The 12,739-nt window shown below is 32.8% G+C and carries 8 protein-coding genes; 4 read left to right on the top strand and 4 right to left on the bottom strand.

Annotated elements, in window-relative coordinates:
* Window positions 1-166 precede the first annotated feature (166 nt).
* Window positions 167-1,981: a glycosyltransferase gene (locus BU804_RS09260; protein WP_075883844.1), complete on the top strand. Its 1,815-nt coding sequence runs from the start codon at window positions 167-169 to the stop codon at window positions 1,979-1,981.
* A 14-nt stretch (window positions 1,982-1,995) separates the two neighbouring features.
* Here the strand turns inward: BU804_RS09260 and BU804_RS09265 are convergent, their stop codons facing one another.
* Complete coding sequence (locus tag BU804_RS09265; RefSeq protein WP_075883845.1) at window positions 1,996-3,312, bottom strand: glycosyltransferase; 1,317 nt, start codon at window positions 3,310-3,312, stop codon at window positions 1,996-1,998.
* A gap of 277 nt (window positions 3,313-3,589) precedes the next feature.
* On the opposite strand from BU804_RS09265, the gene BU804_RS09270 reads away from it, so the two are divergent.
* Window positions 3,590-5,269, top strand: coding sequence for a hypothetical protein (locus BU804_RS09270; protein ID WP_075883846.1), 1,680 nt, complete (start codon window positions 3,590-3,592; stop codon window positions 5,267-5,269).
* A 75-nt stretch (window positions 5,270-5,344) separates the two neighbouring features.
* On the opposite strand, the gene BU804_RS09275 is transcribed toward BU804_RS09270, so the two are convergent.
* From BU804_RS09275 to BU804_RS09285, 3 genes are all read right to left on the bottom strand, one after another.
* The gene (locus tag BU804_RS09275; RefSeq protein WP_075883847.1) at window positions 5,345-6,283 is read right to left on the bottom strand and encodes a glycosyltransferase family 2 protein; all 939 of its coding nucleotides are present in this window, start codon (window positions 6,281-6,283) and stop codon (window positions 5,345-5,347) included.
* A gap of 433 nt (window positions 6,284-6,716) precedes the next feature.
* A complete protein-coding gene (locus BU804_RS09280) occupies window positions 6,717-7,694 on the bottom strand; it encodes a M48 family metallopeptidase (protein WP_226996173.1) in 978 nt (325 codons plus the stop codon).
* Between the two features lie 33 nt (window positions 7,695-7,727).
* On the bottom strand, window positions 7,728-8,333 hold the full coding sequence (locus tag BU804_RS09285; RefSeq protein WP_011175450.1) for a LemA family protein: 606 nt from the start codon (window positions 8,331-8,333) through the stop codon (window positions 7,728-7,730).
* 268 nt (window positions 8,334-8,601) lie between these two features.
* On the opposite strand from BU804_RS09285, the gene BU804_RS09290 reads away from it, so the two are divergent.
* Window positions 8,602-10,965, top strand: a complete 2,364-nt coding sequence (locus tag BU804_RS09290) for a hypothetical protein (protein WP_075883849.1) — start codon at window positions 8,602-8,604, stop codon at window positions 10,963-10,965.
* A gap of 126 nt (window positions 10,966-11,091) precedes the next feature.
* A complete protein-coding gene (locus tag BU804_RS09295; protein ID WP_075883850.1) occupies window positions 11,092-12,405 on the top strand; it encodes a YihY/virulence factor BrkB family protein in 1,314 nt (437 codons plus the stop codon).
* Window positions 12,406-12,739: the final 334 nt, after the last annotated feature.

Genomic DNA, 12,739 nt, shown 5'->3' on the forward strand with positions numbered 1-12,739 from the left:
TGATAAAAATTTCTTTCTTTTAAATGGATAGATTATGGGAATAGCCTATAGAATCTTGTTAGCTTACTTAGCTTTTCAATTAAACAATTGATTAAGGCAAATCTAAACTTTCTGCATTAAATAGCTTTATGTTATTTTCCAATATTCCATATTACAAAGAACCATCATGAAAATATTTCATCATTCCAAGCGCATTTTTATTTTGTTAAAAGACTGTATTTATCCTCTTTTCAATTACTTAAGACAAGGATATCGATCAAATCTGCTCAAAGTCCATTGGGTAAGTTTTGCAAGACACAGCTTCCGTCACCTTCAATCATTAGGAGCAGCTTTAAATAAAGAGTGTCGTGATTTAGGAGATTTACAGGGCCCTCGAATAAAAAAGCTTCGCCAATTGACTATAGGTCTGCATACTTTAATGTCTTCCTCTGAACCTTCATTTTCTTATTCAATTTTAATTCCTGTTTCAGATTCGCTAAGAAGAAATTGTTTTTGCAAAGCACTTTTTTCTGCTCTACAACAAACAGCGCCTAACTTCGAAATTTTGGTTGGTTATAACAAGGAGCAACAAACTAAAGAAATTGAGACGCTAATTAAAGAATATCAAAATGAATATCCTCAATTAATTAAAACATTTTCATTTTCTGATCATTCTCTCACGCAGATTTTAAACTCTCTAGCACAATTTGCTGAAGGAGATTTCCTTTTTATTTTAGATCCTGAAGATTGGATTCGACCAGATTTTTTCTTCCGGTGCGAACAATTTTTAAGACTCATAAAAGAAAAGGAGAATGGGTGTATTTATACAGATGAATATGAAATCACCGAAAACGATGATCCCATTCCAGGAGGGCTCTTTTCTAAACCAAACGAATTAGTTTTCCCTTATCTTTTTCATCAAGCTTTAGGGAGAAGTGTCTTAATTCCACGTCAATTATGGAATAGAGCTGGAGGAATGGAAGAAATTAATAAAGAAGAATTATATTGGGATTTGGCTTTAAGATTAGATTTAGCTGGGGCAAAATTCTACCACCTACCTTTTTATTTATATGCGAAACGTTGTATAAATCCCCACTTTCAACAAAAAGAAGCATCTCTTTTATTTGTCAAACAATTAGAAAAATATAGCTTAGCAAAAAAATTAACATGGTCATGGGGTAAAGGATTAATTTCCCAAACCTACCGAGCTATTCCAGCTTTAAACGCCGTTCCAAAAGTTCAAGTAATCATCCCTTTTAAAAATCAAAAAATTCTGACTTTAAAAACGATCCATAGTATTTTGAAACAAAAAAATGTTCAAGTTTTTGTGACAGCTATTGATAACGACAGTCAAGATGAAACAATTGCTTCAGAAATTAGAAAATTGGGTAGTGAAGTAATTATTGTTAAAGAACCTTTCAACTATTCGAGATTAAATAATATTGCTGTTGAAAGAACTATTTATGCCAAGAATTGTGATTATCTTCTTTTTCTTAATAATGACGTAGAACTTGAGGAAGATGCTTTAGAGGAAATGTGTCGATGGATTGTTCAACCTATGATTGGAATGGTGGGATGCCAACTGCATTATCCTAATGGGTTATTACAGCATGGAGGAATTGACATTAAACGCGATGCACCAGCTAATCAATTAATGTGGATTAGCTTAGAAAAACTTGCTCCAAAAACGAATCAAAAAATGACAAAAATCATTCGTTTAGTGGATGCTGTCACCGCAGCTTGCTCACTAATGAAAAAAACTTTATTTGTAGAAGTCGGAGGATTTGATGAAATATGGTACCCGATTGCTTACAGCGATACTAATTTAGCAACTAAAGTTAAATCTAAAGGTTTTTATTGTTTATATACTCCTTATGCAAAAGGAATCCATCATGAAAGTGCTTCACGTAAATTTGAAAATATTGAAGATGTGGAAATGTCTAGCTGGCTTGATAAGCAATTTTTTGAAAATTATTCGCTGCAGAAACAATCAAAAATTTAATTATTCATTCTTTTCTATCTCCATTTATTGAACATTTTCCTTAAAATAATTTTGGCTGTATTTTTAAAGCCTTTTTCATAAACTTGATGAATAACAAAAGTTGTTAATATTTTGATCACTTCAAAATTCAGGGATGAATTAGGCGTCTTATCAAAATTCGCTATCATATGGTTGATCGGTTCAATAATTTTGTTCCAATGAAACAAAGGGCGAATAGATGTTAATTGATTTTGAAATTCGGTGATTAAATCTGGGTGATCCACCATTAAGGTAATGGCATTTATTAAAGATTCTTCATCGTTATAAGAAATCGTAATTCCCAGTTTATTTTGTTCAATCAATTCCGCAAAAGAGTCACCTTCGGTCGCTAAAATGGGAAGTCCAGTCCAAATATAATCTAACATTCTTGTTCGAAAAGAATATCGGGTTTCTAAATGATCAAAGTGAGTAGAAACACCAATTGTGGCGTCCAAAAAACTATTATGTCTTTCGTTATAAGGAATCCAGTCATGGTTAAAAAATACATGGCGATCTAAAATATTTAATTCTTCAGCAAGTTTAATAGCTTTTGAAGCCATCTCCATTTCAGGAACTGAAGGATCCGGATTCTTAATTCCCAGGAAAACAAGCTTAATATCCGATCTTGTCATGCTAAGTTTTTTGACAGCTTTGATAAGGGTTAATGGGTCAAACCAATTCCAAATTCCTCCTCCCCATAAAAGAATTTTATCTTTAGAATTAAGGGAATATTTTTCTTTAAGCCCTGGTCCATCCTTTTTAGCTATTTTGTTTGGAAGGCCAAAAGGGACGACATCAATAAATTGCCTTAAGCTTTTATCTTGATCATAGCGAGAAAGTGTAATTAATTTTTGGCTTAGTAAAAATCCTATCCACAAATCCCTTTGTTTTTCGCTTGCACAAAGAATTCCGTCGGTTATTTTAAAGTTAAAAATAAGTTGATTAAGAGAAGAGTTTAAACTTTCTTTTCTTTTGGCAACCCTATCGTTTTTAAAAAGTTCTAAAATTTCTAGGGGTAGGGGATCATAAGCATCGATAATAATTTTAATTCCGTTTTTCTTAGCATGCCATGCCATGGATATAGTTAAATTTTGTGCAATTAATATTTCTGCCTTTTTAATCCACTGCTTTAATTCAGAGCTTTGTTTTGCAATAATTTGAAATCCTTCTCCTTTCATTTCTGTTTGATTTGGAATAACTAAAATAACATGATGAGATGAACTTAAAGCTTTCGCAAGTTCCCAGCAACGAATTGCAGGCCCTGCCATTTTTGAATGAACAACGTTAGGTGTGTAAATGAGAATTGTTGACATGGCTTTGAACCTTTAAATTTTCATCCCAGATTATAAAAAATTTGATATTTTAACAAATTTTACTCGCATATAAACAAAAAAGTTTTTTTATTTTTAATTTAAGATTTTGTAAAAATATGATTAAAAGCATTGTTTATGTGAATTTTTTCTAGATAAATTATAAGGTGTGATTTATGATTACACTTTAGTTTTATAAATAATAATTGTAAAATTGATCTAAATCATCATATCACCTGTTTTATACAGAAATGATGAAAATTTCTTAGAAGGTAATTTAATGATACCCAGCGCATCACTATCAAACTTAGAAAATTTTAGTTTTACAGCATATTTTACAAAACAAATGGCGAATGTTAACCATTCATTTGTATTAGGTTCTGTTAGTTCTCGAATTGTTGGTTTTGTTGCCATCCCATTTACATCTTTAGCAGATGCTTTCGCGCACGCCTGTTTGACAACAAGTAAATTTGCAACTGGAATAGTCATTTCTCCCTATAATATTACAGCTGACTTATTTTTTCCGGATAAAGCCGCATCAACAGATTTAGAATTATCCTCTGCTTTAATTCATTTGATAAGAGTCGTTGAAAGTCTCGTGACTGGAATTTTGCTTCCATTTGTTTGTTTATTAAATCCTGAACGTGCCAATCAATTCATGAGTCAAAGGCTCCCTAAAAATGAAAAATCAGCTCAGCCATTTTCAAGGCTATCTCGACACTCTTCGTATAGGGAATATTGGCCTGAAACAACAACCGTAAATAGGGATAAAAAAGCACAGTCTCCCTCTTTAAGAGCAAGGCCCTTACCTTTAGATTCAACTCCTGGTTTTAGAGAGAGCAATATTCCACCTAATTTGGTTACTGAAAAGCCCGCATTAAATTCGCAAGCCCAAGCTTCCAGTTCAGGAACAACGCCATTCAGAGCTTCTGTGAAATCGCAACCTACTGTTTCAACACCTCAGAGCAGTACTCCATTTATTCAACCCGCACCACCGCCACCACCACCTCCTCCTCCTTCTTCTTCTTCTCAGATATCTGTTTCGACTCTGAAAGCGATAGCAAATAATCTGTCAAAGTCAACTCCCATTGATGGCATTAGCATTAATAGACGCGCTCTTAACAAAACTCCATCTGTTCAAGTTTCATTCATAGAATCACTTAAAGAGGCTATGAATAAAAAACGTTCTATCCTTCCTGCACATTCAACAACACCACCATTAACCCCTTCAAGAATAAATTCTGCAAGACCCCAATTTACTAAACCAAATCCAGCAAATATTTTAAATCCCCATTTATTACTACTTAATGATACTAATCCCCATGTACAAAGAAGATTGACAGAGCAAATTTCTAAAGTTTTAGAGATAGCGACATTTAAATTAAAAAAATATGATGATTGTGAATTGGTACAAACATTGAAAAAAGATGTCATGTGGAAAGATTATCTGGAAAGCTCAGATGAAGAGGAAAATAAAATTGAAACTCTTGTATCTTATTTTCAAGAACTGGAAAGTTTAAATGATAGTAAACGTGAAGCTGCTGCAAAACTAAGAAAATCCACCTCTGCTATAATCACAACAAGAAGTCCTACAAAAACAAAAAGTATAACACCAGCAGGAGCAACTAAAAAACCAGTCACACCAAGTAAAAATAGGGAGCTGGAAAAACTTAAAATTGAAACGTTAAATCAATTAAAATTCAAAGATGGTACTTACAACTGCCCAGTTTTAGTTGGTAGGAGATTAGCTACTTTAAATTTCAACATTGCTAAACATAACAATGAAATGTCCAGAAATATAATAAAACTTATAGATTATCAAGATTTTAATAAACGACACGGAGCTTTAGTTAAAAAAATAATAGGGGCCACTTCTGAATCTATATTGGAAAGTGTTGCCATGAAAAATGAAATTGGTTTAATTACTCAGGTTGTAAATGAAGTTAAAGATCTTCGATAACATTTCATTCTATAGGCCATGTTTTAGTTAATCTCGCCTATAGGCAAATTTAAATTTTATTTCTTTATAAAATTATCAATATTGACAAAGAAATGTTTTCAAAAATCGCAGAAATCCTTGTTTATAAAATTGATATTTTAGAGTTTGAAGTTTTTGCTTGCCATACGGTAATGTCCTTAATTTTGCGTAAGACTGCAATATGTTTCTATTCTTCTCGTTCAGTAATAGTTTATACCGCTCTAACATCATTTCTGCGTGATGATAGGAGAAAAGTGCTGCATCTTCCTTTTTATTTTTTTCCTTAGAATTTTGAGTAAAATAGTTTAAAATACTGTTTTGTTTAGCTCCAGTATCGTTTGAAACATGCTGCCGGTACAGTAACGTAGGTTGCTCAATATTTCCGATTACTCCAAAACAAGAGGCTACTAAAGCTAGCCACCAATCATGCATTGCGACATTTTCAGGAATGGGTTTTGCGAGATCAACTAAAGATCGATTTATCATCGAAGTACATCCTGTCACGTTATTTTGAATTAAAAGTCGATTCAGGCTCGTCAAATGAGGATTCAAACGTGTATACTTCCAAAATGAGGGATGGATAATAGATAAATCTTTTGATGCAACGACTAAGTCTGAATGAATAAGTAGGGGAGTCGCATGCCCGTGCTTTTTTTCTAATTCTTGCATCTTTTTTAGACTCCATTCTAATTTATGCGGAAGCCATTTGTCGTCTTGATCAGCAAAACAAATGTAAGGGGCCTGCGCATAATCTAAAAGGCATGAAAAATTTTGAGTAATCCCTAAATTTTTATTGCTCAAAATCAAAGTAATTTTTTGAGGATAGGCTAATGCCCATTGATTTAATAATTGCCCTGTTTGATCGGAAGAATTGTCATCTCTTATCCACAAATGAAAATCTTGATAAGTTTGCTCTATAATCGAACTAATTTGCTCGTCAATATAGCTAGAGCCTTGATAAGTAGCTAGCAAAATGTCAATTTTAGGGCTATCCATTTCAAAATCCTGAAAATCTTTAAAATTAAGTTCCAGTTTATATCATTAAATTTCAAATTATCAAAAAATTTTCTATGTTTTAGCAGAAAAATTTCATAATCATGATAATGGCGATAGTGGTTACCCATGAATGATAGTAAAAAATTTAAAAAATACTTTTCAGAATTTTATAATGAGAATAATTTGCTCCCATTTTTTACAAAATAAAGGGAAGTAAACAAATTATGAACAAACAGTTTAAGCTTAGTAAAAAAATTTTAGTTGAACAGCTCTTTTGACATGTAATCATCTCATTTATTTGCTTATTAAAGTCAAAATACCTAAATGAGGATGTAAGTCTAAGCATTTTAATTTTTTCATTTGATAGTTTAGGTGCTTTAGTAAAATTTTTTGAAACTTTTAATTAAGTGCAGGGGAGGGCAATGCAACATCATTATTCTTGATTAAGATCCACATATTTATGACCTTCAATCGCTGCAATACGATCTTCAATTGGAGGATGACTCGCGAATAAGCGCTGCCAAAAAGAGGTATGCTCATTAAAGTATAAATGAGCAAAAGGTTTCCCACTTTTTGGCATATCAGAAAGTTTATAGTTTTGGATCTTCTTTAAAGCATTAGAAATTCCTACAGGATTGCGTGTATATTGGACAGAACTTGCATCCGCTAAATACTCCCTTTGGCGGCTCACCATGGCTTGAAGAATAGAGCCAAAAAACCACATGAATGCTCCCACTAACGTGAAAATCATACCTATCGCTGCAACAGGATTACCACTTTTACGTTCTTCCTTATCATCTCTTCTTGCATAAGGAACGGTTTGTAACATTCTAAGTCCAATATAAGAGACAATAAAGAATCCCATAATCATAGCCGCAACACGCATTCCAATCAGCATATCTCGATTGTATATATGCCCAAATTCGTGAGCTAAAACTCCTTGCAATTCATCTCGATTCAAAGCTAATAAGCATCCTTGTGTGACAGTTATAGCTGCATTATCGTACGAAGTTCCTGCCGCAAAAGCATTGATTTCTTGAGCTTCTAAAATGTACACAGAAGGAATAGGTAAAGAAGTGGCCAAAGCAATTTCTTCCACGATATTCAATAATTGCCTTTCTTTACCATCGCGCGTATTCTGGTCGATAAGTCTCGCACCTAAAGACTCTGCTACGTAACTACCTCCATTTTGCAAATAATTCATATAATTGAATCCGGCCACACAAAAAATAACACTTAAAAATCCTAAGCCTACATAAGGAAAATCAGTATGATAGCCATCTTGTACAAAGCCTCTCATCAATATTTCTGCAAGGGTTGCTGAGATAAGAGTAAGAATAAAAAAGATCACTAAATAAAGAGTTGTTTTTGTCTTTGCTTCACGTTGAGCTTCCCAAAAGTTCATGGCCATCACTGAATCCTTCTATTTCTTAAAATAAGTTGCTTAATCAAAAGATATTTTTGGAGCTAGTTTAGCTTTTTGATCATCAATTTGAAATAATTCCACTGAATGATGCCCAAATATTGTAACAAATAATACTGCGGGAAATTCTTGCTGAGCCGTATTATAAAGCATGACATTATCATTGTAGGCTTGACGAGCAAAGGCAACTTTATTTTCTGTTGAGCTTAATTCTTCTTGAAGCTGTTGCATATTCTCACTAGCTTTTAGTTGCGGATAATTTTCTGCAAGAGCCATAATATTTGTAACAGCGCCTCTAACCGCCGCATCAGCTGTAACTAATTTTTTAACAGCGCTGGCAGAACTCTCAGTGGGACCGCCACTTTGGGTAATTTGGCCACGTGCAGCTTGAGCTTGATTGCGCGCACTAATTACAGCTTCTAATGTGTTTTTTTCATAACTCATATATCCTTTAACAGCTTCCACTAAATTGGGAATTAAATCATAGCGACGTTGTAGTTGAACATCAATTTGGCCCCATGCATTGTTGACTTGATTACGTAAACGAACGAGAGTATTGTAAACTCCCATACCCCATAAAAAAACTACAATGACGATTCCCAGTAAAATTAAAAGTGCTGTAGCCATAAAAAAACTCCTTTCGAGGTCTATTTCGTTAATTTAAATTTATTTTCTAATCATAGACTTTTATTTTTTTTAATGCATCTGGAGATCAAATAAATTAATTCCCTATAAAAGAAACATAACATATATTATCAGACGTTGGTAATTATTCTAAAGAATTTTATATTTAATATTAACAACAATTAAATTATCCTTATTAATAATCTTTACATTGACTTTAAAAAAAAGTTTTTATAATTTTTTATTTTATTTATTATACAAGGGGCCAAAAATGAAAATTCATGGATTAATTCCTTTAGAAAGGTTAATGAAACAAATTCAAAACGATATTGCTACTGGGAATTTAGCTAAAGCAAATTTAAAAATGCTTGCAATTCCCATTTTCGAAGCTGCTGGATGTATTTGTGTAATAGGAAATATTCTTTTTAAATCAATACGAAATGAAGAATTTAAAAGAAATCCGGAACCTTTTTATCGTCTTTTAGGGAAAGCAGGATTGTTGGCTTTTAATATTTTATTCGGCCCTTATTATATGCAAAGAAATCCCAAAGCATGTTATCAATATCACGTTTATACTGGATTAATCTCTGATAATCGAATTGTACCGTCAAGCAATTCAGCTTCACTTTCTTCACCAATATGTATTCCTAGATCTTCATCTTCATCTTCTATTACGCCCACAAGATCTGAAAAACAAATTCTACGTAACTCAATAAAGCAAGGTTCAATCGCTGTTCTCTCACCTGATTCTACTGATATGCAAAAACTTACGATGCCAACAGTTAATCCAACCACAGAGGGATTGTCAGCTAAAAATTCTACTCCTCATTCAATAAATGCTATTTCAATAAAAATACCGCAGGTTTTACCTACTGCAACGGCTGCTCAAGCAAATCAACCTAAGTCAAAAAGTGTTGAATTACCCAATATTACATCTGTAACAACTCTACATCAACAAGTAACTGTATTAGAAACAAGTACATATGTAGATTTGAAAGCAAAAGTTACCCAACCTACTGATTTTTATCAGAGCTCTTTTAATTTAGCTGACGACCAGCTGGTTTCTCCAACAACTCCTCGAAATTATCTTGAAGAAACATCTTCTTTGATAGCTGAAAAAGAAGGTATGAGAGTCGAAAATGTAGTTGATAATCTCCAAACAGAAACAAAATCTATCCCTTCAACTCCAGAGGTACTGAAGGAACCTGCTACTGTAACGGAGACATGTTTGCCAAATGCTAATTTGAGCCCAAAATTTCTTTTGCATCAAGCTACAGAAGCGCCTGCTATAAAAAAAGTTAGACCGATCACGACGATTCTATCTAGTGACCAAACTTCTAAACAGGTAACGGAAGATTCTTCTCGAGTGACTGATTCTCCCCCTTCCACGACTTTACCTGTCAATTTTAAGCCTATAAGTTCAGATTTTTTTGATTTGCCAACCTTTTTTTGGAATTCAAACTTATCTTCTGCTAGCACTGCTACCAAGACGCTTATTGAAACTCCTATTTTTTCTACCCCTCAAAAAGATAAAATAAAATCTAAAACAAAAAGACCCCCTTCAAGCCCAGAAAAGGGAACTGAATTAAAGACCGTATTAAAAACCGAAGAAGATAAAATTATAGAAATTCAAAATTCTATCAACTGGTCATTGCGTTGGCTAACATCATTAAAAATTGATCCTACACAACGCTTTCAGTTAAAAGTTAAATCTACCGCTATTCAAACGAAGGATTATGGAAAAATTTCGAAACGAGTTTTAGAATTTAAACATTTGGAAAAACCAACTGATATAACAGTTATAAAAGGAAAATTCCTTGAATTAATTCAATCTAGTAATTTTAGCAAATCTGTATTGGATCAATGCTCTTATGATCAACTTAAGAACTTGTATGAAAATTTAAATATTATCAAAAATCACATGGATGATTCTAGATTAATTATTCCAAATTTATGTCAAGATTTAGAAAATCGTATGATTGATAAAACAATTCAAAAATTTGCAAGTAGCGATACTCTTAACTTTCAATTACATCGTTTAATCTCCTCAATGCTGTCTAGACTTTACCCTTTGCAAGGTATTCCAGAAGGAAGATCTGAGGGCCCAAGCCAACGTCTAATGCGGCAAAATAATCCATCTAACACCCTAGATAAATTAGATGAATTTTTTTATCAAAATATTGATCCATCCTCTTTTACTATTTTTGAATCTTATGCCATTCTTAAAAGAATTTTGATGCGAATATCAGGACCAAATGATGATGACACTCAATTTAAACACCTTACAGCCTTTTTTAGTGACCTTAGAGATGCAATATCTAAAGATGCGTTCATTAATAAAGTGATAGAGATTTCAGATTTGACAAAGCGTGCCTTTGTCATAGATCTTCTTTCTATGCTTTATGGAACGCTGCAACAAATTTGGTTGCCAGAAGAGGAAGAGAAATTAAAAAAAGACGTTCATAATCCTGACGTCCAGCGCAATACGGCTAATGCAATGCTAACAGGAGGAATGATTATCGCTTCCTTATTTTGTCCATCTCATTCCTACATAGTGTCACATGATATTTTAATTGATGTATTACTCGACTACCCTAAGCAATTTAAACGACTTAAAGCATCTTTTTCCATATAAGCTGTTTATTAAGCGAATAGAAGTTTATTTCTATTCGCTTATTATTAAGGGAATCTTCGAAAAGTTTATTGACAAAGTCCTTATTGCATGTAATGTTAGAATCCTAATTTTAATATTAAAAAATTTATGACTGATAGTCAACAGCACATACATTCAAGACCTTCTCCTGAAAAATTTGTTTCTCCTTCCTTTTTTAAAAGGTGTTTTCGCGTTTTAGTTAATACCTGTAAGGGATTTATTGATGATGATTGTTATGCTAAAGCTTCTGCTTTGACATTTTATACTTTATTATCAGTTGTTCCTGTTTTGGCGGTTTTATTTGGAATTGCTAAAGGATTTGGATTTGAAAAAGCTTTAGAATCAGAGCTTAACCAACAATTTCTTGAACAAAAAGAACTTGTCGAAAAAGTGATCGAATTTGCTTATACATGGTTAAAAACTGTTCAAGGTGGTGTCATAGCAGGAATTGGAACTTTAACCTTACTTTGGACAGTTTTTGGGCTTTTGAATAATATTGAAATGGCCCTGAACGCCATTTGGAAAACCAGGCACACACGTCCCTATAGCCGAAAAATTAGTGACTACTTAGCAGCCATGCTTGTGGCTCCTCTTTTTCTCGTCACTTCAAGTAGTATAAATGTTTTTATCAATACACAAATCACTCAAACAGCACATAATAATATTATTGTAGAAGCACTTAGTCCGTTTCTTTTTTATCTTTTAAAGCTTTTCCCCTATTTTTTGGGCTGGCTCCTCTTTACTTTTGTCTATTTATTCATGCCTAATACAAAAGTTTATTTAAGATCCGCTTTGATTGCAGGTATTGTCGCAGGAACAGCTTTTCAAATTTGGCAATGGATTTACATTAAATTTCAAATTGGAGTTGCTAGCTACGGAGCTATTTACGGAAGCTTTGCAGCTTTACCCCTATTTTTAATTTGGCTCCAATTTAGCTGGAATATTTTGCTAGCTGGCGCTGAAATGGCCTTTGAAATTGAAAATGATTTATTTCTTCCTGCAAGGCGTCTCACTCCCCTTTCTAATAAAGCTATTGCTTTACTCATTACTTATCGATGTGTTGAAGCTTTTGTAAAAAATGAAATGCCTTTAACTGATCGAGCTTTATCCCATGAATTAGGCATGTCACTTAATCACTTACAACTTGTTTTGGAGGCTTTACAGAGCGATCGCATTTTATCTGCAATCTCTTTTCATGATAAAACAATTGGTTATCAACCGGCGCGAGCAGTGGAAAGTATTACAGCGAAAAAAGTTTGCGATGCCATAGACAAGAGTGAAAGGTTAATGGCCTCAGTACGCCCTTCCCCTCAAATGGATAGGATTAATAGTTTTTTAAAATTGATTGATGAATCCATAGAAAACGCTACTGATAACCAATCACTTTATACCTATGTTTCTCAAAAGGCTGATGTTAATTAAATCCAATCGTGATGTATAGATTAAACTTTTAATTTTACTAATTTATAGTTATGAATAAGTTTTTCAATTTGTACTACATAACATGAAGTTGGTTTTGAATTTTTCTGAAAAACCACAGACATAAAGTTGATGTGCTCGAAAAAAATTACTATTCTTAATATTTTTTTGTAAATTCTCATTATCAATAAAGATATAATCAAGAAATTTTATTAACAAATTTTCTAATCTTACAAATTCATTAAAATAAATATATTTTATATATTTATTTCTATGTTAATATTATTTAAATTTAAATAAATAATTAAATGTCAATTTATTTAAATTAATTTTTAAT

The sequence above is a fragment of the Candidatus Protochlamydia sp. W-9 genome (assembly GCF_001950615.1).
In the GTDB taxonomy this organism is placed as follows: Bacteria; Chlamydiota; Chlamydiia; order Chlamydiales; family Parachlamydiaceae; genus Protochlamydia; species Protochlamydia amoebophila.

What these genes read in the sequence shown, in the direction of transcription:
- BU804_RS09260 (WP_075883844.1), top strand. Translation starts at nt 167, where the DNA reads ATGAAAATATTTCATCATTCCAAGCGCATTTTTATTTTGTTAAAAGAC.
- BU804_RS09265 (WP_075883845.1), bottom strand. Translation starts at nt 3,312, where the DNA reads ATGTCAACAATTCTCATTTACACACCTAACGTTGTTCATTCAAAAATG.
- BU804_RS09270 (WP_075883846.1), top strand. Translation starts at nt 3,590, where the DNA reads ATGATACCCAGCGCATCACTATCAAACTTAGAAAATTTTAGTTTTACA.
- BU804_RS09275 (WP_075883847.1), bottom strand. Translation starts at nt 6,283, where the DNA reads ATGGATAGCCCTAAAATTGACATTTTGCTAGCTACTTATCAAGGCTCT.
- BU804_RS09280 (WP_226996173.1), bottom strand. Translation starts at nt 7,694, where the DNA reads ATGGCCATGAACTTTTGGGAAGCTCAACGTGAAGCAAAGACAAAAACA.
- BU804_RS09285 (WP_011175450.1), bottom strand. Translation starts at nt 8,333, where the DNA reads ATGGCTACAGCACTTTTAATTTTACTGGGAATCGTCATTGTAGTTTTT.
- BU804_RS09290 (WP_075883849.1), top strand. Translation starts at nt 8,602, where the DNA reads ATGAAAATTCATGGATTAATTCCTTTAGAAAGGTTAATGAAACAAATT.
- BU804_RS09295 (WP_075883850.1), top strand. Translation starts at nt 11,092, where the DNA reads ATGACTGATAGTCAACAGCACATACATTCAAGACCTTCTCCTGAAAAA.